General features: G+C 59.4%; 23 protein-coding genes, 2 tRNA genes and 1 pseudogene. 10 read left to right on the top strand and 16 right to left on the bottom strand.

All coding sequences use genetic code 11. The annotated features are described in order from the left end of the window. Positions 1 to 29 precede the first annotated feature (29 nt). The 4 genes and pseudogenes from LVD08_RS13550 to LVD08_RS13535 all read left to right on the top strand — a co-directional run. Complete coding sequence (locus LVD08_RS13550; RefSeq protein ID WP_159988108.1) at positions 30 to 539, top strand: PBECR2 nuclease fold domain-containing protein; 510 nt, start codon at positions 30 to 32, stop codon at positions 537 to 539. Between the two features lie 308 nt (positions 540 to 847). Then, positions 848 to 1,258: an MbcA/ParS/Xre antitoxin family protein gene (locus tag LVD08_RS13545; RefSeq protein ID WP_007961687.1), complete on the top strand. Its 411-nt coding sequence runs from the start codon at positions 848 to 850 to the stop codon at positions 1,256 to 1,258. After that, positions 1,255 to 1,935: an RES family NAD+ phosphorylase gene (locus LVD08_RS13540; protein ID WP_247268377.1), complete on the top strand. Its 681-nt coding sequence runs from the start codon at positions 1,255 to 1,257 to the stop codon at positions 1,933 to 1,935. The genes LVD08_RS13545 and LVD08_RS13540 overlap by 4 nt, the downstream gene beginning before the upstream one ends. 64 nt (positions 1,936 to 1,999) lie before the next feature. After that, positions 2,000 to 2,125 (top strand): annotated as a pseudogene (locus tag LVD08_RS13535) (helix-turn-helix domain-containing protein); the annotation flags it as partial. A gap of 118 nt (positions 2,126 to 2,243) precedes the next feature. Here LVD08_RS13535 and LVD08_RS13530 read toward each other — a convergent pair. The 6 genes from LVD08_RS13530 to LVD08_RS13505 all read right to left on the bottom strand — a co-directional run bounded on the left by LVD08_RS13530 (position 2,244) and on the right by LVD08_RS13505 (position 6,951). Then, a tRNA-Thr gene (locus tag LVD08_RS13530) sits at positions 2,244 to 2,319 on the bottom strand. Positions 2,320 to 2,739: 420 nt separating this feature from the next. Then, the gene (locus LVD08_RS13525) at positions 2,740 to 3,975 is read right to left on the bottom strand and encodes a methyltransferase (RefSeq protein ID WP_247268376.1); all 1,236 of its coding nucleotides are present in this window, start codon (positions 3,973 to 3,975) and stop codon (positions 2,740 to 2,742) included. Further along, positions 3,956 to 4,645, bottom strand: coding sequence for an ABC transporter permease (locus LVD08_RS13520; RefSeq protein ID WP_007961692.1), 690 nt, complete (start codon positions 4,643 to 4,645; stop codon positions 3,956 to 3,958). Before LVD08_RS13520 ends, LVD08_RS13525 begins: the two co-directional genes overlap by 20 nt. Next, on the bottom strand, positions 4,642 to 5,337 hold the full coding sequence (locus LVD08_RS13515) for an ABC transporter permease (protein ID WP_007961693.1): 696 nt from the start codon (positions 5,335 to 5,337) through the stop codon (positions 4,642 to 4,644). The genes LVD08_RS13520 and LVD08_RS13515 overlap by 4 nt, the downstream gene beginning before the upstream one ends. Before the next feature lie 77 nt (positions 5,338 to 5,414). Then, the gene (locus LVD08_RS13510; RefSeq protein ID WP_027611242.1) at positions 5,415 to 6,164 is read right to left on the bottom strand and encodes an ABC transporter substrate-binding protein; all 750 of its coding nucleotides are present in this window, start codon (positions 6,162 to 6,164) and stop codon (positions 5,415 to 5,417) included. Positions 6,165 to 6,177: 13 nt separating this feature from the next. Continuing rightward, positions 6,178 to 6,951: an ABC transporter ATP-binding protein gene (locus LVD08_RS13505; RefSeq protein WP_007961695.1), complete on the bottom strand. Its 774-nt coding sequence runs from the start codon at positions 6,949 to 6,951 to the stop codon at positions 6,178 to 6,180. A 552-nt stretch (positions 6,952 to 7,503) separates the two neighbouring features. Here LVD08_RS13505 and gabP point away from each other — a divergent pair. Continuing rightward, complete coding sequence (gabP, locus tag LVD08_RS13500) at positions 7,504 to 8,895, top strand: GABA permease (RefSeq protein WP_027611243.1); 1,392 nt, start codon at positions 7,504 to 7,506, stop codon at positions 8,893 to 8,895. Positions 8,896 to 8,965: 70 nt separating this feature from the next. Here the strand turns inward: gabP and LVD08_RS13495 are convergent, their stop codons facing one another. The 4 genes from LVD08_RS13495 to LVD08_RS13480 form a co-directional block, all read right to left on the bottom strand. After that, the gene (locus LVD08_RS13495) at positions 8,966 to 9,418 is read right to left on the bottom strand and encodes a hypothetical protein (RefSeq protein ID WP_096796703.1); all 453 of its coding nucleotides are present in this window, start codon (positions 9,416 to 9,418) and stop codon (positions 8,966 to 8,968) included. Positions 9,419 to 9,424: 6 nt separating this feature from the next. Further along, the gene (locus LVD08_RS13490) at positions 9,425 to 9,838 is read right to left on the bottom strand and encodes a hypothetical protein (protein WP_042608625.1); all 414 of its coding nucleotides are present in this window, start codon (positions 9,836 to 9,838) and stop codon (positions 9,425 to 9,427) included. A gap of 28 nt (positions 9,839 to 9,866) precedes the next feature. Then, positions 9,867 to 10,841, bottom strand: coding sequence for an alpha/beta hydrolase family protein (locus LVD08_RS13485; RefSeq protein WP_431061410.1), 975 nt, complete (start codon positions 10,839 to 10,841; stop codon positions 9,867 to 9,869). Between the two features lie 67 nt (positions 10,842 to 10,908). Further along, positions 10,909 to 11,967 carry a PDDEXK nuclease domain-containing protein gene (locus LVD08_RS13480; RefSeq protein WP_027611247.1) on the bottom strand — a complete coding sequence of 353 codons (1,059 nt, stop codon included), beginning with the start codon at positions 11,965 to 11,967 and terminating at the stop codon, positions 10,909 to 10,911. A gap of 258 nt (positions 11,968 to 12,225) precedes the next feature. On the opposite strand from LVD08_RS13480, the gene LVD08_RS13475 reads away from it, so the two are divergent. Continuing rightward, positions 12,226 to 12,675 carry a carboxypeptidase regulatory-like domain-containing protein gene (locus LVD08_RS13475; RefSeq protein ID WP_247268374.1) on the top strand — a complete coding sequence of 150 codons (450 nt, stop codon included), beginning with the start codon at positions 12,226 to 12,228 and terminating at the stop codon, positions 12,673 to 12,675. 47 nt (positions 12,676 to 12,722) lie between these two features. Here the strand turns inward: LVD08_RS13475 and LVD08_RS13470 are convergent, their stop codons facing one another. The 6 genes from LVD08_RS13470 to LVD08_RS13445 all read right to left on the bottom strand — a co-directional run bounded on the left by LVD08_RS13470 (position 12,723) and on the right by LVD08_RS13445 (position 17,460). Next, positions 12,723 to 13,073 carry a hypothetical protein gene (locus LVD08_RS13470; protein ID WP_247268373.1) on the bottom strand — a complete coding sequence of 117 codons (351 nt, stop codon included), beginning with the start codon at positions 13,071 to 13,073 and terminating at the stop codon, positions 12,723 to 12,725. A 166-nt stretch (positions 13,074 to 13,239) separates the two neighbouring features. Beyond that, positions 13,240 to 13,315 (bottom strand) — tRNA-Phe (locus LVD08_RS13465). A gap of 103 nt (positions 13,316 to 13,418) precedes the next feature. Continuing rightward, on the bottom strand, positions 13,419 to 13,691 hold the full coding sequence (locus LVD08_RS13460; protein ID WP_008024947.1) for an oxidative damage protection protein: 273 nt from the start codon (positions 13,689 to 13,691) through the stop codon (positions 13,419 to 13,421). Beyond that, entirely contained in the window at positions 13,688 to 14,755 is a 1,068-nt protein-coding gene (gene mutY / locus LVD08_RS13455) for an A/G-specific adenine glycosylase (RefSeq protein WP_247268372.1), read from the bottom strand. The genes LVD08_RS13460 and mutY overlap by 4 nt, the downstream gene beginning before the upstream one ends. Then, the gene (locus LVD08_RS13450; RefSeq protein WP_223008810.1) at positions 14,752 to 16,977 is read right to left on the bottom strand and encodes an AsmA family protein; all 2,226 of its coding nucleotides are present in this window, start codon (positions 16,975 to 16,977) and stop codon (positions 14,752 to 14,754) included. Before LVD08_RS13450 ends, mutY begins: the two co-directional genes overlap by 4 nt. Positions 16,978 to 17,055: 78 nt before the next feature. Continuing rightward, positions 17,056 to 17,460, bottom strand: a complete 405-nt coding sequence (locus LVD08_RS13445; RefSeq protein WP_096796695.1) for an acetyl-CoA sensor PanZ family protein — start codon at positions 17,458 to 17,460, stop codon at positions 17,056 to 17,058. A 223-nt stretch (positions 17,461 to 17,683) separates the two neighbouring features. Between LVD08_RS13445 and LVD08_RS13440 the strand changes: the two genes are divergently transcribed. The 4 genes from LVD08_RS13440 (at position 17,684) to LVD08_RS13425 (ending at position 21,105) form a co-directional block, all read left to right on the top strand. Beyond that, positions 17,684 to 19,348, top strand: a complete 1,665-nt coding sequence (locus tag LVD08_RS13440) for an OFA family MFS transporter (protein WP_096796694.1) — start codon at positions 17,684 to 17,686, stop codon at positions 19,346 to 19,348. Between the two features lie 264 nt (positions 19,349 to 19,612). Next, positions 19,613 to 20,206, top strand: coding sequence for an imidazoleglycerol-phosphate dehydratase HisB (gene hisB, locus LVD08_RS13435; protein ID WP_007909204.1), 594 nt, complete (start codon positions 19,613 to 19,615; stop codon positions 20,204 to 20,206). Next, positions 20,206 to 20,844, top strand: coding sequence for an imidazole glycerol phosphate synthase subunit HisH (gene hisH, locus LVD08_RS13430; RefSeq protein WP_027611254.1), 639 nt, complete (start codon positions 20,206 to 20,208; stop codon positions 20,842 to 20,844). The genes hisB and hisH overlap by 1 nt, the downstream gene beginning before the upstream one ends. Next, entirely contained in the window at positions 20,845 to 21,105 is a 261-nt protein-coding gene (locus LVD08_RS13425) for a DUF2164 domain-containing protein (RefSeq protein ID WP_003220751.1), read from the top strand. Positions 21,106 to 21,121 lie beyond the last annotated feature (16 nt).

Here is a 21,121-nt window from a genome sequence, read left to right as displayed (position 1 = left end):
GGCATCCGCGAAGCTAGCGAGTCGATGCCATGAGTTTGCAGGGGAGCAGGGCGTTACCCGATCAAAAAAACTGGAAAGATCTGGGCCTGCCGGATATTCGCGATATTGACCCCGGCCTTCTGATTTCTGCGGTTAGAGAGCTGCCAGGTGAACTGAGTCTTAATGCAGCGTGGGAGCAGGTTGCCAGAGTCTTCGGACTTGATCATGGTCTTGATGCTGTTCTGATCGAAACGCCATATGTGCCGATTTTGGTGAAGCGCGAGCATTTGCTTCATACGGTGGAAAAGCGCCCGAATGCCCGTGAGCGGTTCACCGAATTTGCGCGAGATACCCTGACGAGGCCGTTAGAGATATGGCGGGTTTCCTACGATGACGCCTCGTTTCGACTCTCTTTCATCGGTGCTTACAACGCGAGATACCAAATGCTGGTGGTGGTTCATGTTGAGCGCGGCAACGTACTCTGGAATTTCATGAATTGTGACAAGAAAGGCTTGAACAAGCATCGGCATGGTGAGCTGTTGTATCGACGTTACCGGTAGCTCAAACGAAAAAGGGCAGCCTTCTCAGGCTGCCCTTCACATGAATGTTGCTTGATATTGTGCTCCCTCAAGCAGGGGAGAAGAGGTCTCACCCGAGCGCTGATTTTCAGGTCATCAACGGGGTTCCTAACGCCGACTATTGCCACCTGAAGGCAGTCGGTTTCGCGCTCTTGAGCCGGATTCTCTGCCACCGAGCATTGAGATGTCAACCTGGGTTTTGAGGATTTTCATTCGTATATGAATAACTCTATTGAAAATATTCATATCTGTACTACGCTCAGCTTGCGGACCTGCGAAGAAGGACAATCATGCCTACCTCATCCCCAGCCCTCACCCCGCGTGAACAACTCGACGTCCCCGAAGCCGGGCGCGTCGCGCTGAAGTTCTTCTTCAACCTCATGGAACGCTGGGGCTGCAATGCCGAGCAGCAGCGCACGCTGCTGGGCGGCGTCGGCAACACCACGTTCTACAAGTACAAACACCTGCCGCCGAACATTCGCCTGCCACACGACACGCTGGAGCGTATCTCGTACCTGATGGGCATTCACAAGGCATTGAGCATCATCTTCAGCAACAGCCGCGAGCGCGCCTACACATGGGTCAGCAGCCCGAACACGGCGGCGCCATTCAATGGCCGGACCGCGCTGGATTACATGCTGGCGGGGAGGGTGGTCGATATCGCCGACGTGCGCCGCTACCTCGACGGGGTGCGCGGTTGAAGGCCCCGCCACTGGCCGATCCGCAATGGCCCAAGGCCTACCGGATCGTCAACAGCAGCTTCCCGCCGATTGCACTATTTGAAGACGTGCTCGACCCCGAAGACCTGGAAATCGCCTACGCGCTGGAAGCGCTGACCAACGATCGCCTGATCGAACAGGCCGGCGTTCTCGCCCGCGTGCGTCCCGAAGACCGGCTCTCCGGCCCCGGTTCAACTCCGGTGATGGCGGCGTTTACCCACATCGGCAAAAGCAGCCGCTTCACCGATGGCACCTTCGGCGTCTACTACGCCGCCAGCAGCCAGGCCGCGGCCATCGCCGAAACCTGCTATCACCAGGAGCGTTTCCTCGCGGCCACCAACGAAGCGGACCTTGAGTTGACCATGCGTACTTACGTCAATCATGTGGTTAAGCCGCTGCACGATGTTCGTGATGGTTTTGCACATTTGCATCAACCCGATCCGGAAGCCTACGGCCCATCCCAGGCATTTGCCCGACAACTTCGCGAGTCTGAATCGTGGGGGATGCTCTACAACAGCGTTCGCCTGCCGGGCCACGAATGTGTCGCCGCTTTCCGGCCGCCAGCGGTGTCGATTCCGAAGCAGGGCAAACATCTGCGTTATGTGTGGAGTGCGAGTCAACGCAGGATTTCGTTTGTGTTTGAGATCAGTCAGGTTTGAAGCGCGATCTTATTCGACAGCCTGCTCGTAGCCGACCTGAGCAACCGAATGAGAAAACTCATTAATGCTCAATGAATTGGAACAATTCCGGAGGGATTTGCTGGAATCTGTACGTCAGATGAAGGCCGGTAAAGCTGTACGTGTAACCAAGGTGCCGCGCCCCGCACCGGCAGAAGCACATCCCTCGATAACGAGCCATCCAGATCAATGACGATTTGGGGCTTCACAGGCTTGAGGCAGTGTGGACGTAATGTGGACGTACCAGAAACAACAAAGCCCCTGCATTTCTGCAGGGGCTTTGTTTTGTATGGTGCCGGCACCAGGAGTCGAACCCGGGACCTACTGATTACAAGTCAGTTGCTCTACCAACTGAGCTATACCGGCGTGTGGGCGACGATTATAGCGATTGGGTTGGTTCTGTAAACCCCTGAATTCAGACTATTTTTACGCAGGCGCTGGATCAGGCTTGGCGTGAGCGGTGTCGCCGAGTTTTTAGCCGCAAAACCGAGGTGCTATGCGATCAAGCCAGAATGAGCGTGAGGGCAGGATTTCTGCACCGTTCAAGCACCCATTTCACCCGTTTATGTCGTTTTGATTGGAAGCTTATGCACAACGGATCGACGCAACTGCAGTATTGCAGGGGATTTTGTGGACACGTTCTCATTTTGTGCGCAAATCCCTGTTTTACAGGTTTTTTATCAGTATGAACAAAAAATGACCAATGCTGTTTAAGCGGTCTAACGGCCGTGAATATTGGATCCACGGGAAAACCATCAACAGAGTTATCCACAGGCTGTAAAGATTTCAAGCGCGCTCGGCCAACAGCAGGAAATTACGCGGAGTCAGCGGTGCGTCGCAGAAGGTGCCGAGGCGTACGACGTATCCCTGTTCAGCGAGGAAAATGGCTCGATCAAGATTCAGCCAAAGCTCCAGCGGTCGTCGGAACAGTCCGCGCAGTAATTCCAGGTTGCGAACTTCGGCCAACCGCTGCCAACCGGCGGCTTCCAGTGCCTGCCAGTCTGGCGTGCCGATTGTGGATAACTCTTTCAGCGCTGCCAGATCGCGGCAGTAATCGGCGAAAGGTTTGTCCAGCCAGGCGCTGGGCAGGGACGGGGTGGGCAAGTATTCGTCTACTCCGCGCACTTGTCGTTGCAGCAGATCAAAGGCCAAACGTCGGGCCATGGAGGTGTCGCGCTGACGTCGGACCCGTGCGCCGGCGGTGACGGTTTCGCTCATGGGCAGTGCCAGGTCTTCAAGCGAGAGTTGTAGGGCGGATCGCATGCCGGCGCAGGACAAGGCCTGATACTCGCTGCGATCAATCCGGTTGTAACAGCACGGGGCGATGGCCATCTGCTGACATCCGGCCGCGCTCGCCAGTTGCATCAAGCGCACATGCAGATCGCCGCAGGCATGCAGGGCGACCGCGGTGTGCTGAGCACTTATAACGCTTGCTGCGTCTGCCGCCAGCACATCCTGCTCGACATGCAGGGCGTGCAAATGATGACGCTGACTCAGGGCCTGACCGCTGGCGACCAACGCTGGATCGTATTCGATACAAGTCAGTTGTTGCCCCGTACTCAATAGGCGTCTGCCCAGATGTCCCTTGCCGGAACACCAGTCCAGCCAGTGCGTCGGCTGCGAGGCAAAAGACAAGCGACTGGCGAACGCCTCGATCTGCTGCCACTTGCGCCCCGGCACATCGACATTCAATCGATGGCCTGAGGTTTCCAGCGCATGTTCCGGCAACTCTCCGACTGCGCTCAGCTCAGCCGACAACGCCGCCAATGAAGCGAACGGCTCCGGCGCATCGATGAGATCGGCAGGGTGGTTATGCACAAGCTCTGCATCTTCCAGCGATCGTCCGCGTAGCCACGAAGCCAATTCGGGGTAGGCGGTTTCCCATGCAATCGAAAGATAGGTGAACGGACGAGGTTTCCACAGCGCCTGATGCTCAATCAGAAAAGCATCCAGCGCGGTGAAGCGGGCGAGTAGGGCCTCGCCCGTCAGCACGTGGGAAGTTTCAACGCCCTTGGCAGGCATCGACGCGCAGCCAGCGCTCCAGCAGCTTGAAGCCGCGCACCAGCACGTAGGACATCAGCAGATAGAACACGCCGGCGGCGAAGAAGATTTCCACCGGCAGGTAGGTGCGGGCAATGATCGTGCGGGCCATGCCGGTCAGTTCCAGCAGGGTCACGGTACTCGCCAGCGCGCTGGCCTTGAGCATCAGGATCACTTCATTGCTGTAGGCCGGCAGGCCGATGCGCGCCGCTCGCGGCAGCATGATGTAGAACATTGCCTTGGGTTTGGACATGCCCAAAGCCCGCGCCGCCTCGATTTCGCCGGGCGGAATCGCCTGGATCGCGCCGCGCAGAATTTCGGCGATGTACGCCGCCGTGTGCAGGGTCATGGTCGCGGTGGTACACCAGAACGGATCGCGCAGGTACGGCCACAGTGCGCTGTTGCGCACCGCATCGAACTGCGCCAGGCCGTAGTAGACGAGGAACAGTTGCACCAGCAACGGCGTGCCACGGAAAAAGAAGATGTAGGCGTAGGGCAAGGCGCGCACATACCACAGCTTTGAGGAGCGGGCGATGCCCAGCGGAATGGCCAGCAACAGGCCGGCAATCACGGCAATCGCCACCAGTTCCAGGGTCAGGGTCGCGCCCTGCGCCAGTTTCGGCAGCCACTTGATGATCACTTCCCAGTTCATGAAGCGCTCCTCGCAAAGCCGCGAGCGGCGCGTTTTTCCAGGAAGTGCATGCCGGTCATCGCCAGCACGGTGAGGCCCAGGTACATGACCGCCGCCACCAGATAGAAGGTGAACGGTTGTTTCGACACGGTCACGCCGATCTGTGCGTGACGCATGATCTCTTCCAGGCCGATCACCGACACCAGCGCGGTGTCTTTCATCAGGATCATGAACAGGTTGCCCAAGCCGGGCAGGGCGATGCGCCACATCTGCGGCATGATCAGCTTGGTGAAGATCCGCCATTTCGACAGGCCCAGCGCCACACCCGCTTCGCGATGGCCTTTGGGAATGGCAAGGATCGCGCCGCGGAACACTTCCGTGGCGTAGGCGCCGAAGCACAGGCCCAGCGCAATCACGCCGGCGGCGAAGGCGCTGAGTTGCAGGTCGGGATTGCCGAAAAACTCACCGAGGCTGCGCATCAGGTTGACCGTACCGAAGTAGATCAACAGCACCCAGAGCAATTCCGGGACGCCACGCACCAGCGTCGAATAAGTGCCGCCAAGCCATTGCAGCGGCTTGTACGGGGAAGTCTTGGCCAAGGCGCCGAGCAGGCCGAGCACCAGTCCCAGGCACAGGGCCGTCAGCGCCAGTTTGACGGTCATCAGCGCACCGGCGGCGAGGGCCGGGCCGAATCCGTAGAGGTCGATAATCATGGATTTCTTTTCAAATCGCGGCAGGCAAGGCCGGGAGCCGGCGCCGTCGGATCACGGTGCCGGTCCCGCAGGTCAGATCAATAGATGCTGAACGGGAAGTACTTGTCGTTGATCTTCTTGTAGGTACCGTCAGCGACGATTTCCTTCAGCGCGGCGTTCAGCTTCTCACGCAGTGGATCACCTTTGCGCACGGCGATGCCGATTTTGTCGCTTTCCACGACCGCGTCGCCCTTGAACTCATAGTTCTTGCCGGCGTCGCTTTTCAGCCAATCGTAGTTGGCGTACTTGTCGGCCAGGATGGCGTCGACACGACCGGAGGTCAGGTCCAGGTAGGCATTTTCCTGGGTGTCGTAGAGTTTGACTTCGATATCGCTGCCGTAGGTGTCCTCAAGCCAAGTGCCAGCGAGGGTGGCGCGCTGGGTGCCGATGATCTTGCCTTTGAGCGAATCCTTGTCGGTTTTGAAGTCTTTATCTTTCGGCGCGATGAACTGCAGCTTGTTCGAGTAGTACGGGTCGGTGAAATCTACCGCGCCCTTGCGCTCTTCGGTGATCGACAGCGAGGAGACCAGGAAGTCGAACTTCTTGGCGTTCAGCGCAGGAATGATGCCGTCCCAGTCGGAGGTGACCACGCTGCACTCGACTTTCATCTTGGCGCACAGGGCGTCGCCGATGTCTTTGTCGAAGCCGACCACGTTGCCGCTGGCGTCTTTGTTGTTGAACGGCGGGTAAGCCGCTTCGATGCCCATCTTCAGAGTCTCGGCCATGGCACCGGCGCTGAACGCGAGGGTGACGGCGGCGGCCAGGAAGACCTTTTTAAAATTCTGCATGCATGTTGCTCCGTTAGCGGTTGCTGGACATGAATTGTTTGCAGCGCGCCGAAAGCGGGTTTTCGAACACCTGCTGAGGCGATCCTTGCTCTTCCACCAGCCCCTGGTGGAGGAACACCACTTCGCTGGAGACCTGACGGGCAAAGCCCATTTCGTGGGTCACCAACAACATGGTGCGGCCTTCTTCGGCCAGTGCGCGGATGACACTAAGTACTTCCTGAACCATTTCCGGGTCAAGGGCGGAGGTGGGCTCGTCGAACAGAATCACCTTCGGCTGCATCGCCAGCGTGCGGGCAATCGCCGCGCGTTGTTGTTGACCGCCGGACAGTTGCGCCGGGTAGGCGTGGCGCTTGTCGGCGATACCGACCTTGGCCAGCAGCGCTTCGGCGACTTCGATCGCCTCGGCCTTGCTCTGGCCGAGCACGCGGCGCGGGGCCTCGATGATGTTGTCGAGCACACTCATGTGCGGCCACAGATTAAAGTTTTGAAATACAAAACCTATCTCGGAACGCAGGCGATTGATCTGTTTGCCATCAGCGGCAACCAGTTCGCCATTCTTGGCGGGCTTGAGCTTGAGTTCTTCCCCGGCCACCAGAATCTGACCCTGGTGCGGGTTTTCCAACAGGTTGATGCAACGCAGGAACGTGGACTTGCCGGAACCGGAGGAACCGAGGATCGAGATCACATCGCCGTCGCGGGCGGTCAGCGAGATACCTTTGAGCACCTCAAGCTGTCCGTAGCGTTTGTGCAAGTTGCGGATTTCAAGCGCGGGCGTGGCCTCAGCCATGTGCGTTCCTCATATATGTTGCGCTCCTGCTGTTGGCGGGCCTTCCTGGCGAGGCGGCCAAGCTAGCATAGCGTTTCAATGGCAGCCAACAGCGCTACGAGCGGTAAGCGGATGGCGTGTGGCAGGTTGTCGCATCGGCACAGCAGACTGTCGCCACATCAACAACCGAACGGGTGTTTGAACGTGCAAACCCGTGGGTGTTGCGTAAAAAAAGGCGCGATGTTGCCAGCTTTGGCGGGGTGTTGGAAGCGCTATCCGGCTGAACGTACACGATTCGCCCTCTAATTGTGCATCCCACACTTTTTCAGTGTGTTTCTGGTGCGCTGAATCGTCTGAAAAGTGAGTCGCAGGGTAACGCTCTGGCGAATTGCCATTCATTCCAATGACTTGCGATGACTGTCCGGTCTCGCTGAAAGCCGCGGCCCAGAAGAGTTTGAAACATTTTGGCGCATTTATTGCGTGCAGAATCTGGAACGCCCTGTTGGTTTCTTTTTACGAGAAGGAAAACCAGACAGGACGGACGCAATCGCTTTCCTCGCAAAGGTAGTTCCGATGAGCAGTACCCCAAGCTCCAATGGCCTCGAACAGGGGCTCAAACCGCGTCATGTGACCATGTTGTCGATCGCCGGTGTTATCGGCGCCGGTCTGTTCGTTGGCTCCGGCCACGCGATCGCTGCCGCCGGCCCCGCCGTGCTGCTGGCCTACGCCGCCGCCGGTACCCTGGTGGTGCTGGTGATGCGCATGCTCGGTGAGATGGCTGTCGCCTCGCCCGACACCGGCTCGTTCTCGACATACGCCGACCGTGCCATCGGGCACTGGGCCGGTTTCACCATCGGCTGGTTGTACTGGTGGTTCTGGGTATTGGTGATTCCGTTGGAAGCCAACGCCGCCGCGACCATCCTCCATGCCTGGTTCCCGGGGATCGAGATCTGGGCGTTTGCACTGATCATCACCATGCTGCTGACGGTCACCAACCTGTTCAGCGTGAAAAACTACGGTGAATTCGAATTCTGGTTTGCCTTGATCAAAGTCCTGGCGATCATAGGCTTCATCGCGCTGGGTCTTGCGGCCGTTTTCGGCTTCCTGCCGAACAGCCAGGTCAGCGGTGTTTCGCACCTGTTTGATTCCGGCGGCTTCCTGCCAAACGGCATGGGCGCGGTGCTGGGTGCAATCCTGACCACCATGTTCTCGTTCATGGGTACCGAAATCGTGACCATCGCGGCTGCGGAATCGAAGAACCCGGGCAAGCAGATTTCCAAGGCCACCAACTCGGTGATCTGGCGGATCGGCCTGTTCTACCTCGTATCGATCTTCATCGTTGTGGCCCTGGTACCGTGGAACGATCCTACGCTGGCCAACCTCGGTTCCTACCAGACCGTGCTTGAGCGCATGGGCATTCCGAACGCGAAAATGATCGTCGACATCGTGGTGCTGGTCGCGGTAACCAGCTGTCTGAACTCGGCGCTGTACACCTCGTCGCGCATGCTGTTCTCCCTCGGCAAGCGCGGTGATGCACCGGCGATGTCGACTCGGGTCAACAAAAGCGGTACGCCTTACTGGGCTGTCATGCTGTCGACCGGCGCGGCGTTCCTCTGCACCTTCGCCAACTACGTGGCCCCGGCTGCCGTGTTCGAATTCCTGCTGGCCAGCTCCGGCGCCATCGCGCTGCTGGTGTACCTGGTGATCGCGTTCTCGCAACTGCGCATGCGTAAACAACGCATGGCCCGCGGCGAGAAAATCGTCTTCAGCATGTGGCTGTTCCCGGGCCTGACCTACGCGGTGATCATCTTCATCGTCGCGGCCCTGACTATCATGCTGTTCCAGGAAGCCCACCGCGTGGAAATCCTCGCAACCGGCCTGCTGAGCCTCATGGTCGTTGCCGCAGGCCTGCTGGTGGCGCGCCGCCGCAAGCTGGAAAACCGTGGTGCGGTGGTGTTGAACTGATCCGTAACGCGTAATGCAAAACGGCCGCTGTCAGTGATGACGAGCGGCCGTTTTTGTTTATGCGCGGGGTTTATTCGCCCTTGTCTTCCTGGGTGTCCAGCGACTTGCCGTAAGTATCCAGCGCAATCCCGAAATCGGTGATGAACTGTGGCTCGGTCAGCCAGGCCTGGGCGGTTTCGATGTCCATGCCGTCGGCCCACATGCGGTAGTCGATCAGCATGTCGGCGGCCAGGTGAGTGGCGGCCATGCCTTCGTTCTCGGCATTTTCCATATCCAGCAGCTCTGGATGGTCAACGATGATGAACGCCAGTTCGCGCAGCAGGGTCAGCAGCATTTCGTTGCGGCTGACGGCTTCGGCTTCGCGCATTTTGCTGAACATCGCCAGGGTGTATTCCGGGATCGGCTCGTCCAGATGTCCGAGGCTGTCGTCCTGGTCCAGCGGCTTACGGCCGACCATGCGGATGTGTTTGGCTTTGGCCTTGGCGCGTTTGGCGCGTTTCTGTTGCTTGTTCAGAGATGCCATGGGAACTCAGTTCTTCTGTTGGGTTTGTGCGGCGATCGCGTCGGACGCCGCCACATAGTCGGCCTGGAAGGCCGGGGATTCGATCCACGCCAGGGCGCCGGCTTCGTCGGTTTCCTGGGACCACTGGCGATACTCGATCAGCGCGGCGAGGATGAAATCCATCGCGCCTTCTTCGCCTTCCTGCTCGTAGACCAGTTCCAGCAGCGGGTCTTCGAGGAACGCGGTGCACATGGCTTGCTGGCTGATCTTCTCGGCGTCGATCATTTTCTTGAACAGCTCGGTCAGGTCCACCGACTCGAAGTCGATGCGGTCATCGTTCGGGTCCAGTTCGACCGGCGCCTCGGCGCGTTTGGTGCGGTTCTGCTTGGCCTTGGTCTTGGCCCGGGCGGCGCGTTTTTGCTGCTTGTTGGCGGAGGCCATGGTGTGTTCCGTCGTACGTTGAAAGGGCTTAGCTGCGTGGCACTGGCCATCCGGGTGTGTCGGGGGCCAGCTCGCCGGTTTGCAGCCAGGTCAGAGCAATGGGCCATAGTGTGGCTTGGTATGCGCTGCGAAAAAAGGCGAAATGTCCGACTTGTTGTTCGCCGATGTCCTGCGGCTCGATGCGCAAGTGGGTTTTGTGCGCATGACTGAAGTAGCCGAGCAGGCGTTCGATGGCCGGGATCGTGCCGTACGGGTCGTCGCTGATGCTGATCGCCAAGGTCTTTGCGCGGACATTGGCGAAGGGCAGGCGACCGCTTGCTTTCAGCAGTCGGCGGCCGCTCGGACGCTGCTCGTAGCGCGCGGCAGGCGTGCTCCAGTCGCGTACGACGCCTGCTGGCGTATCCTCGAGCCAGCCGAGGCGTTTGCCCGGGAAATAGCCACAGAGCCGCGTCAGCAGCGGCATCAGCAAATGCCATTTACCAAACATGCGCCAGCGCTGTGCCGGCGCATAGTCGCGCCAGTAAGCGAACTGCGCGCCGACTGTCACCAGTCGACGAATGACCTGCCCGGACTCGCCGAGCCCAGCCGCGCAACCGCCGAAACTGTGGCCGACCACATCGATTGGCTGGCCGGTGAATTCCCGTTGAGCGCGCTTGAGCATCGCTTCGAAATCCAGCGCGCCCCAATCGGTCCATGAAGCCTCAAGGCCTTTCAGGGTTGCAGGACGCGATTCGCCGATGCCTCGGTAGTCGTAGGTGATCACGTCGAAGCCGTTGGTGAATAGGTAATCGGCGAAGCGTGAATAGTGTCGGCAGCGTACCGAGGTGGCAGCGTTGATGATGACCACCGGGCGTTGCGGGTCAGGCAGGGTGTGCCGCCAGGTGAAACCGTCGAGCACAAAGCCATCGGCGGCGACTTCCTTGAATGCCTCACCTTGTTTGCCTGTCAACGCCGGTGACAGTGACTGCATGTCTTGCGTTGCTGGCGCATCCTGACAGCTCATCGCTTTCGACCCTTTCGAGGAGCTGTCAACAATAGCCTTCGCGCCACACGGGAACAATCCGCCGTTTCTATTCAGCGGATTGCAGGAGCAGGCGTTCTTCGATCAGAGCCTGTTCCCGATTGAGTTCGGCGCGCAGCTCTTCCTCACTCGGCAGTATGGTTTTGTAACTGCTGGCGAACAGTTGCTCATTGCCCTTGAGCATTGAGTAACGCGCGACCGAGTCATTGCTCTCTGCACACAGAATGATCCCGACTGTTGGCTTGTCGCCTTCGCTGCGCTTGAGTTCGTCGTACATGCGCACGTACATGTCCATTTGTCCGACGTCGCGAGCGCTGAGCTTGCCGCGCTTGAGGTCAATGATCACGAAGCATTTGAGTACGTAGTTGTAGAACACCAGGTCGATGTACAGATCGTCACCATCGGTGCTGATGCGTTGTTGTCGAGCGACAAAGGAAAAGCCTTTGCCAAGTTCCAGGAGAAAGCCCTGCAGGTGGTCGATGAGAGCCTGTTCGAGACGACTCTCCCTGACTTTGCCAGCCGACGGTAGCCCAAGGAATTCAAGCATGACGGGATCACGTATGAACTCGCGCGGATGGGGTTTCATGGCTGCAATGTTGGTGGTGGCTTCTTCGATCACATCGGCCTTGTCCCGACTCATCAACAGTCGCTCGTAGTAGAGCGTATTGATCTGGCGATCAAGGGCGCGGCTGGACCAGTTCAGGTTGGCAGATTCTTCCATGTACCAATGACGAGCCTTGTCACTGGTGACGCCCAAAAGCCGCCGATAGTGTGTCCAACTCAATTCGGAACGCACTGCGTTCCAAATGGGAAACAACTGATAAAAACTCCGCATATAGCGCAGATTTCGATCATCAAACCCCCTCCCGAACTGCGCCGTCAGATCCTTTGCCAACAAGGCCAGCAACCGCTTGCCATACCCCGCCCGCTGCGCCCCTTGCTGTTCAAACTCGACAATATGCCGGCCGATCTGCCAACAGGTCTGGACTTGAATCGTATCAACCGCACGCAGCACTTTTTGCCGCGCCTGGCGGATCAGTTCGCCCAACTCTCCCAGCAATGAATCGATTTTCGGGTCTTGCGCATCATCAGGTTTTAACGGGTTCATCGAGTCTTCCGCGTCATTGGAAACAGACGCAAAAGCATGCCGGGATTCACCGCTCGGCGATGTCGGGCGAGCCTGTGAAGTCAGCAGGAAGGCGGGATGGGTAGTGCAGGACGTTGCCGGCAAAAGGCGTATTGATAGCAATGGTCTGTAGTCCATTTCGTACATGCGCCAAGTACCAATCAATCTAAAACAAGCCTTGCGGTGCCAAATCTAAAAAAGGGTAACGATTGGGTTCTTCAGAACCCGGGAGTCGCCATCATGAAAAACATTCGTTCATTCATGCTGCCGCTCGCTGCTGTCGGTTGGCTGCTGTTGCCTGGCATGTCCCAGGCCGCCAACCTGGATCCGGTCGACAGTGCCGGCGTGCAAGTCCAGCAACAACAGCAAAACGGCATCAACTACCTGTCCGGCGGGATCGGCCTGGACGAGTCAAAAGCCATTCAGCAAGCCTCTGGCTACAACCTGCACATGACGTTCGCGGTGGGCGCGCAAGACCAGTACACCGCTGATGTCGATGTGGTGATTCAAAAGTCGCCGGGGCAAACCGTGCTGACTCTCACCCAAACGGGGCCGCTGGTGTACGTGCAACTGCCACCCGGTAAGTACACCGTGGTCGCCACGCGCAATGGCGAAACACGGCGTGACGTGACAGACGTTGGCAGCGGCACTGCACGCAATCTGGTGTTCCATTGGAATGACGCTGGATAACCTCGGGTGCATTGAGGAATCGAGGCGCGGGTATCCCGCGCCTTCCTTTATCCCCGCGTACGCTTGGCCTGCTGCTTGTCACTGGGCTCGCGCGCCATTCGGTGAATCCATAGTCCGATCCAGCCGACGGCTATCAGGAATACGGTGCCGATGCATTGCGACACGATCTCGAACCAGAACATTCGGGGTTGCTGCGCGAGGGTGTAGGTATGGCGCGGGCCGGTTCGGTTCCAGGTAGTGATGGATCCGCTGATCAAGCTGTGGATGATCAGATAAGTCGACGCGGCGATTAGGAAGGCGATCAATACGCCGACCAGCACCGTCAGCCAGAATGCAACCCGACTCTGGCGATAGGGGGGCGGATGGGGCAGGGGCACGCGGGTTCTTTTCTGGTTCATCGAGCGGATGACCCTCTTCCATAAGGTGCGGCCAAAGTAGCGCGGATCGTCTTTGTTCGAAACCCGTCGCGCATTTGCGCAGCCCAGAAAAAAGACTGGATTGAGCCGCCATCAAATCGCAGGCATAAAAAAACCCTGAATCTTGCGATTCAGGGTTTTCGGTATTTGGTGCCCAGAGACGGAATCGAACCGCCGACACGGGGATTTTCAATCCCCTGCTCTACCGACTGAGCTATCTGGGCAACGGGGCGCATTAAAAGGGTTTTTCGGATTTACGTCAACGACTTTTTTAAAATTTCTTAAATTAATTCCGTCGCTTACGATCCGCCCCCCGATTTTGCGGGTTTACTCCGCAGGCGGAACGTAGCCTTCCGCCTTGGCGTATTCCTCGCCGGAGAAGTACTTGTCCATTTCGCCCTGCAGATATTTGCGGTCTTCGGCGTTCATCATGTTCAAACGCTTTTCGTTGATCAGCAGGGTCTGGTGTTTCTGCCAGTCAGCCCAAGCCTTGGCCGAGACGTGGTCAAAAATATCCTGACCTTTGGCGCCCGGGAAAGGAGCGCGTTCCAGCGCGGGCAGTTCTTCTTTGTACTTGCGGCACATGATGGTGCGGGTCATGACGACTCTCCTGCGTTCAATACGGCGGCCGCGCGCTCGAGCAAGGTTTTGACCGGGGCGGCAAGGCCCAGGCGCGGCGGGGTGGCGAGGTTATACCAGAGCCAGTCGGCCTCGGCCACGTGCTGACCGGCCTCCTGCACCTGAACCAGCCAGGGTTCGATGGACAGCTGGAAATGGCTGAAGGTGTGGATGAGGCTTGGCAGCGCCTGCTGCTCGCCCATGGTCAGCGAGTGCTGGTCGGCCAGATGTTGCAGGTCGTCGAGATCGTCGAGTTCCGGCAGGCTCCATAAGCCGCCCCAAAGCCCCGTGGACGGGCGGCGATAAAGCAGAATTGCGCCTTCGCCGTTGGCCAGCAGCGGCATCAGCGTGCGTTTCTGCGGGATGGCCTTGCGCGGTTTGGGGATCGGGTAGCGCGTCTCCAGCCCGAGCATGTGCGCCTCGCAGCCCTTTTCCAGCGGGCACAGCAGACAGCTCGGTTTGCTGCGCGTACACAGCGTGGCGCCGAGATCCATCATCGCCTGGGTGTAGGCATTGACCCGATCGTGCGGCGTGAAACGCTCTGCGTTGGCCCACAGCTGTTTGGCGACCTTCGGTTCACCCGGGTAACCCTCTTGCGCAGTGAAACGCGCGAGAACGCGTTTGACGTTGCCATCGAGGATCGGCGCGCGCAGGCCCATGCTGATGCTGGCGATGGCGCCGGCGGTGGACAGGCCGATCCCCGGCAGATCCGTCAGCTTTTCGACGTCTCGCGGAAATTCACCGCCGTACTGGCTGACGACGATCTTCGCGGTCTTCTGCAAATTGCGCGCGCGGGTGTAGTAACCGAGCCCGGTCCACAGGTGCAGCACTTCGTCCTCCGGCGCTTCGGCCAAAGCTTGCACCGTTGGCAGCGCGGTCATGAAGCGGTCGAAGTAATTGAGCACGGTGCTGACCTGGGTCTGCTGCAACATGATCTCCGACACCCACACCCGATACGGGTTGATGTCTTGCTGCCAAGGCAAATCGTGGCGGCCGTGGCGGTCGAACCATTCCAGCACCGCCGTGGAAAACTGCTCCGCTGTCATCGCTTGAACAGCCCCTTCAATGCGTTTTTCAATTCCGGGCTGACCTTGTCGCCGAGTTTTTCATCGATCTTCTCGCTGAGTTTGTCGCCGGCCATTTTGGTCGCGACCTGGCCGAGACGTTCGTTATCCACACGGCAGGCCTTGGCGCCCAGCTCCAGTGGGCCACGGCAACGCAGGGGCCACTCGATGCCGACGAATTTCTCGCCGACCTGACAGGCCGGATCCGGCATCGCGCTGGTGTCGCCTTCGACGATGATGCCGACGCGGTAATCCATGCCCAGCACCCGCAGGTCGATGTCGCCATCGCCGTTGACGGTCATGCCGGGGATGCGCACTTTCAGGTCGGGGTTGCTGGCGATACCGTTGCGGAAGGTCAGGTTGCCCTTGAGTTCCTGGAACGGCGTGTCCTTGCCCCGTGGCTCGCCGCTGAGGGTTTTGCGGTTGAGGGTGGCGATGCCTTTGCACAGTTGCTGTTCAAGGTTGGCGTTGAGCAGCACGCCGTTGTTGATCACGAAACTGGCGTTGCCGTTGAGGGTTTCGATCAGCGCCTGCTGGCTGTTGCCGCTGCCGGTGAGGCTGCTGGTCAGTGTGACCAGGCCTTTGACCGGCGGATTCTTGCCTTGGCTTTCGAGGATTTTCTCGGCCGGCACGCGGTTGATCCTGGTTTGCAGGTTCAGCACCGGCGCACTTGGGCGTACGTCGAGGGTGCCCTTGGCTTCGAAGTCGCCGTTGTACAGCCCGCCGCGCAGGTTTTCCAGAGTCAGCAGGCCGCCCTGGCCAGTGGCTTTGAGCGCGGCGTTCTGGATCGGCAGTTTGTCGAGGGTCAGCTGGCCGAAGGTCAGGTCGGCATCGACGTCGAGTTTGGCCAGACGCTCGACCGGCAGCAGACGCTCGGTGCTCCAGGCGCTTTTGCTTGGTTTGTCCGGCAACGGTGTGCTGCCGGCGCCGGCCATGGCATCGGCTTCGGTGCTGGCGACTTCGGCCTGACGCACTTGCGTGGCGTTTTTGGCTTTTTCCGATTTCGGCGGCAGGTAGCGGTCGACGTCGAACGTGTCAGCCTTGAGGATCGCGCGCAGCGACTGCTTGGCGAAATCTTCCACGGCAATGCGCCCGCTGAAGCTGCTGTCGTCGAGTTTCAGGTTGATGTTGTCGAAGGCGACGCTGGTTGGCGTGGCGGCCACGCGGCTGACCAGTTCGACCTTGCTCAGGCTGCCGGGCGCCATGGCTGGCAACGTCTGGCCGATGCTGTCGACAAATTTCGCCAGATCGAACTGGGCGATCGAGATCCCGCCGGTGATCTGCGGGGTCTTGTCGAGGTCGTTGGCTTTCAGCTCACCGAGGGCACGCAACTGGTTGGCGGAGATCTTGATCCCGGTCCATTCGGCGACGTTCGCCGCCTTGTCCAGGGAAATCTGGCCTTGGGCGGAGAAGGTCATGGCCTTGCCCTGTAGTGGGTCGCCGGTCAGTTCGCCGGACAGTTTCATGTCTTCGAACTTGTAACGTTGCAGGGCGCGTTCGATGCGCAGCTCGCCGTTGAGCTCGGTGCGCACCCGCAGCACAGGCTGATTGGTGCTGAGGAACGCCGTGGCTTTCAGCGGAATGTTGGTCGAGTCGTGTACTGCACCGGTGCTCAGCTGGATGCTTTCGGCGCTGTACTGCTTGCCGGTCTGCTCGTCGGTGTATTCAACCCGGGCGTTGTTGACGGTCAGGCTGTCGATGTCGAGGCGGATCGGCTGCGGCGGTTTTTCCGGCTGGACGGGGGCCTCTGCAACAGGCGGGCTGGCAGGTGTCGGGCTGCCGGCAGGCGTGGCGGGAGGTGGCAGCTTGCCGATGTCTTCCCAGTTGCCGTGGCCGTTCTTGTCGCGTTTCAGGCGCAGGTTCAGGCCTTCGACGCGCACATCGCTCATCTGCACTTCGCGGCGCAACAGCGGCAGCACGCGCACGGACAGGCCGAGCATCTGCAGGTCGGCATACGGTTCGGTCGGGTTGATCAGGGTGGCGATGCTGGCCTCATGCAGTTCCAGGCCGAGCCACGGGAACAGGCTCCAGCCGATATCGCCATTGAGCGTCAGCTCGATGTGGGCCTTGTCGCGGGCTATCTGGCGGATCTCGTCTTTGTAGTCGTTGGGATCAAACAGGTGGGTCAGGGCGAAGCCCGCCGCCACAATGATCAGCAACAGCCCGAGAAGTACCAGACCCAGGATTTTGCCGAACGCTTTCATGGGCGAGTCCTTGTAGTTAGTCGAATTCGTAATTTAGCCGGGGAGTATAGCGCTGCATCCGCCCGGTTCGGGGCGCTGTCATGTCGCGATCACGTCCAGCGGCAATTGCAATCTGGCGGCCAGCGCCTGGATTTCAAGGTGTCCGGCCGGTGCCAGCAGGCGCAGTTGGGCACCCGCTTGCGACGCCATTTTCTGTGCTTGGTTCACCAGTCTCTCGGCTACCCCACGGCGCCGGGTGACTTTTCGTACACACAAATGTGACAAGTACCAAATCCTGTCGTGCCTTGTCAGGCGTGCTGCACCGAGCAGGCGATCGTTGAAACGTCCTGCAATCAAAGAGCCGTCAGCCAGGCTGTTTTCGATCAGTTGAGCGTCCCCGGAATACGGTGCGAACAGCCATTGCGGAGCGTCACGATAGATTTTTTGCAGGTCCTGTTGATCCTGGTAACTGGCATCGTTCAGCGCTTGGACAGCGATCGGCATGGCTTTTTCCTGTGGGGACGAGATCAGATGACACGAAAAAGGTGATATCAGTTTGGTTTTTCTGTCACGTGCAAATGGTAACCTTCGCCGGTTCGTCCGTCCTTCTGCGACTTAACGTCGCGCCTTCAAGGAGCTTCACCCGAAAAAACGGTCATGCCTGCGTGCATAAAGGCCGAGGGTGAGCAGTGGCTGGCGAACCATACTAATAATTGGGGGATACACAATGAGCACGAGCATCACGGCGGACGGCCTTCGCGCCGACCAGCCTGCGTTCCTGTCCAAGGAACGCATCATCGCCAAGCCCGGTTTCAACCGCTGGCTGGTTCCACCGGCCGCTCTGGCCATCCACCTGTGCATCGGCATGGCCTACGGTTTCTCGGTGTTCTGGTTGCCGCTGTCCAAGGCGCTGGGCGTCACCGCTCCGGTGGCTTGCGCACCGGACATGAGCTTCATCGCTCAGGTCTTCTCTTCGCAATGCGACTGGCCGATCTCCATGCTCGGCTGGATCTACACCCTGTTCTTCATCTTCCTCGGCTGCTCGGCAGCGATCTGGGGTGGCTGGCTGGAACACGCCGGACCACGCAAGGCCGGTGTGGTATCGGCACTGTGCTGGTGCGGCGGTCTGCTGATCTCGGCGCTGGGTATCTACACCCACCAGATCTGGCTGATGTGGATCGGCTCTGGCGTGATCGGTGGTATCGGTCTGGGCCTGGGCTACATTTCGCCGGTCTCGACCCTGATCAAGTGGTTCCCGGACAAGCGCGGCATGGCGACCGGCATGGCGATCATGGGTTTCGGTGGCGGCGCGATGGTCGGTGCACCGTTGGCGACTGCGCTGATGAGCCACTTCGCTTCGCCTGCCGGTGTCGGCGTGTGGCAGAGCTTCGTGGCCATGGCTGCGATCTACTTCGTGTTCATGATCGGTGGCGCCCTGGCTTACCGCGTGCCGCCAACCGGCTGGAAGCCTGAAGGCTGGACCGCTCCGGCAAAGAAAGCCTCGAACGCGATGATCACTCACCGTCACGTGCACGTGAATGTGGCGTGGAAAACCCCGCAGTTCCGTCTGGTGTGGCTGGTGCTGTGCCTGAACGTGTCGGCCGGTATCGGCATTCTCGGCATGGCTTCGCCACTGCTGCAGGAAGTGTTCGGCGGCAAGTTGCTGGGCGTTGACGTGCCGTTCGGTCAACTGGATGCCGGGCAACTGGCTTCGATCGCTGCGATCGCTGCCGGCTTCACCGGTCTGCTGAGCCTGTTCAACATCGGTGGCCGCTTCTTCTGGGCTTCGTTCTCGGACTACCTGGGTCGCAAAAACACTTACTTCGTGTTCTTCGCCCTCGGTTTTGCCCTGTACGCGCTGATCCCGAACATGGGCCATCTGGGCAACGTTGCGCTGTTCGTGGCGGCGTTCTGCATCATCCTGTCGATGTACGGCGGTGGTTTTGCGACCGTTCCGGCGTATCTGGCCGACCTGTTCGGCACGCAAATGGTCGGTGCGATCCACGGTCGTCTGCTGACTGCCTGGGCCGCCGCCGGCGTGCTCGGCCCGGTGCTGGTGAACTACCTGCGTGAGTATCAGTTGAGCATCGGCGTTGAACGCGCTGCCGCTTACGACATCACCCTGTACATCCTCGCCGGCCTGCTGGTGCTGGGTTTCCTGTGCAACCTGATGGTGCGTCCGGTGGCCGACAAGTACTTCATGACCGACGCTGAACTGGCCGCCGAACAGGCGCTGGGTCACGACAAAGGTGCTGATGCCAGCACCGTGCTGGAGTGGAAAGCCGCACCGGGCAGCAAGCCGCTGGCAATCGCTGCATGGCTGGTGGTGGGTATTCCGTTGGCGTGGGGCGTGTGGGTGACCCTGCAGAAGACGGCGGTACTGTTTCACTAAACAAAACCTAGTACCCCTGTAGGAGTGAGCCCTGCTCGCGATAGCGGTCTGACAGTCACGGAAATGTTGGCTGTCACGCCCTCATCGCGAGCAGGCTCACTCCTACAGTTGTTTTCGGGGTGCCTGTAATGGCTTGTATGGACATGTCTACCCGCGACAGCCGGGCGTTCTATCCGTCAGCCATCTCACGTCGCGTGTTTCTGTTTCGGCCTCGCGTGCCTATAATGGCTGCCTTTTTCGCCCAATGATTTTGCGGAGCTGGTGATGGCCGAACGTAAGGCGTCTGTCGAGCGCGACACTCTGGAAACCCAGATCAAAGCCTCGATCAACCTTGATGGCACCGGAAAGGCCCGATTCGATATCGGTGTTCCTTTTCTTGAGCACATGCTGGATCAGATCGCCCGTCACGGGTTGATCGACCTGGATATTGAATGCAAGGGCGATCTGCATATCGACGACCACCATACCGTGGAAGACGTCGGTATCACCCTCGGCCAGGCCTTCGCCAAAGCCATCGGCGACAAGAAAGGCATCCGTCGCTACGGTCATGCTTACGTGCCGCTCGATGAAGCGCTGTCGCGTGTGGTGATCGACTTCTCCGGCCGTCCAGGCCTGCAGATGCACGTGCCGTATACCCGCGCCACCGTGGGCGGCTTCGACGTCGACCTGTTCCAGGAATTCTTCCAGGGCTTCGTCAACCACGCCTTGGTCAGCCTGCACATCGACAACCTGCGTGGCACCAACACCCACCACCAGATCGAAACCGTGTTCAAGGCTTTCGGCCGCGCGCTGCGCATGGCCGTCGAGCTGGATGAGCGCATGGCCGGGCAAATGCCATCGACCAAAGGCGTTCTGTAATGCAGACGGTTGCAGTTATCGACTACGGCATGGGCAACCTGCACTCGGTGGCCAAGGCCCTCGAGCACGTCGGCGCCGGCAAGGTGCTGATCACCAGCGATGCGGACGTGATCCGCGAAGCCGACCGCGTGGTGTTCCCCGGCGTTGGTGCGATTCGCGATTGCATGGCGGAGATCCGTCGTCTCGGTTTCGACGCGCTGGTGCGTGAAGTCAGCCAGGATCGTCCGTTCCTCGGCATCTGCGTCGGCATGCAAGCCCTGCTCGACAGCAGCGAAGAGAACGACGGCGTCGACTGCATCGGCCTGTTCCCGGGCGCCGTGAAGTTCTTCGGCAAAGACCTGCATGAAGACGGCGAGCACCTGAAAGTCCCGCACATGGGCTGGAACGAAGTGCAGCAGAAGGTCAGTCACCCGCTGTGGCACGACATTCCGGACATGGCGCGTTTCTACTTCGTGCACAGCTACTACATCGCTGCCGCCAATGCGCGGCAGGTAGTCGGTAGCGGTCATTACGGAGTCGATTTCGCTGCCGCGCTGGCCGAAGGCTCGCGTTTCGCCGTGCAATTCCACCCGGAGAAGAGCCATACCCATGGCCTGCAATTGCTGCAGAACTTCGCCGCGTGGGACGGTCGCTGGTAAATGGCTGCCAAGAAGTCCAAACCGCCGATCCTGACCCTCACTCCCGAACAGGAGAACGAGGCCAACCGCAAGATCCAGCGGTTCATGGAGGATCGGTTCGAACTTGACCTGGGTTCGTTCGAAGCGGCGGAAATTCTTGAGCTGTTTACCCGCGAAATTGCTCCGCACTATTACAACAGGGCGATTTTCGATGTGCAGACCCACCTCAAAGAGCGGTTTGAAAGCATCGAAAGCGACCTGTGGGCGCTCGAGAAAAACTGATTTCCGAGCCAAGCTG

The sequence above is a fragment of the Pseudomonas sp. YL2 genome (assembly GCF_023063025.1).
GTDB classification, from domain to species: domain Bacteria; phylum Pseudomonadota; class Gammaproteobacteria; order Pseudomonadales; family Pseudomonadaceae; genus Aquipseudomonas; species Aquipseudomonas putida_A.
The sequence above is the reverse complement of the archived record's forward strand: the minus strand, read 5'-3'. Positions and strand labels throughout refer to the sequence as shown.

Coding starts and splice junctions, on each gene's coding strand:
- LVD08_RS13550 (WP_159988108.1), top strand. CDS start 30: ATGAGTTTGCAGGGGAGCAGGGCGTTACCCGATCAAAAAAACTGGAAA.
- LVD08_RS13545 (WP_007961687.1), top strand. CDS start 848: ATGCCTACCTCATCCCCAGCCCTCACCCCGCGTGAACAACTCGACGTC.
- LVD08_RS13525 (WP_247268376.1), bottom strand. CDS start 3,975: ATGCCTGCCAAGGGCGTTGAAACTTCCCACGTGCTGACGGGCGAGGCC.
- LVD08_RS13520 (WP_007961692.1), bottom strand. CDS start 4,645: ATGAACTGGGAAGTGATCATCAAGTGGCTGCCGAAACTGGCGCAGGGC.
- LVD08_RS13515 (WP_007961693.1), bottom strand. CDS start 5,337: ATGATTATCGACCTCTACGGATTCGGCCCGGCCCTCGCCGCCGGTGCG.
- LVD08_RS13510 (WP_027611242.1), bottom strand. CDS start 6,164: ATGCAGAATTTTAAAAAGGTCTTCCTGGCCGCCGCCGTCACCCTCGCG.
- LVD08_RS13505 (WP_007961695.1), bottom strand. CDS start 6,951: ATGGCTGAGGCCACGCCCGCGCTTGAAATCCGCAACTTGCACAAACGC.
- gabP (WP_027611243.1), top strand. CDS start 7,504: ATGAGCAGTACCCCAAGCTCCAATGGCCTCGAACAGGGGCTCAAACCG.
- LVD08_RS13495 (WP_096796703.1), bottom strand. CDS start 9,418: ATGGCATCTCTGAACAAGCAACAGAAACGCGCCAAACGCGCCAAGGCC.
- LVD08_RS13490 (WP_042608625.1), bottom strand. CDS start 9,838: ATGGCCTCCGCCAACAAGCAGCAAAAACGCGCCGCCCGGGCCAAGACC.
- LVD08_RS13485 (WP_431061410.1), bottom strand. CDS start 10,841: ATGAGCTGTCAGGATGCGCCAGCAACGCAAGACATGCAGTCACTGTCA.
- LVD08_RS13480 (WP_027611247.1), bottom strand. CDS start 11,967: ATGAACCCGTTAAAACCTGATGATGCGCAAGACCCGAAAATCGATTCA.
- LVD08_RS13475 (WP_247268374.1), top strand. CDS start 12,226: ATGAAAAACATTCGTTCATTCATGCTGCCGCTCGCTGCTGTCGGTTGG.
- LVD08_RS13470 (WP_247268373.1), bottom strand. CDS start 13,073: ATGAACCAGAAAAGAACCCGCGTGCCCCTGCCCCATCCGCCCCCCTAT.
- LVD08_RS13460 (WP_008024947.1), bottom strand. CDS start 13,691: ATGACCCGCACCATCATGTGCCGCAAGTACAAAGAAGAACTGCCCGCG.
- mutY (WP_247268372.1), bottom strand. CDS start 14,755: ATGACAGCGGAGCAGTTTTCCACGGCGGTGCTGGAATGGTTCGACCGC.
- LVD08_RS13450 (WP_223008810.1), bottom strand. CDS start 16,977: ATGAAAGCGTTCGGCAAAATCCTGGGTCTGGTACTTCTCGGGCTGTTG.
- LVD08_RS13445 (WP_096796695.1), bottom strand. CDS start 17,460: ATGCCGATCGCTGTCCAAGCGCTGAACGATGCCAGTTACCAGGATCAA.
- LVD08_RS13440 (WP_096796694.1), top strand. CDS start 17,684: ATGAGCACGAGCATCACGGCGGACGGCCTTCGCGCCGACCAGCCTGCG.
- hisB (WP_007909204.1), top strand. CDS start 19,613: ATGGCCGAACGTAAGGCGTCTGTCGAGCGCGACACTCTGGAAACCCAG.
- hisH (WP_027611254.1), top strand. CDS start 20,206: ATGCAGACGGTTGCAGTTATCGACTACGGCATGGGCAACCTGCACTCG.
- LVD08_RS13425 (WP_003220751.1), top strand. CDS start 20,845: ATGGCTGCCAAGAAGTCCAAACCGCCGATCCTGACCCTCACTCCCGAA.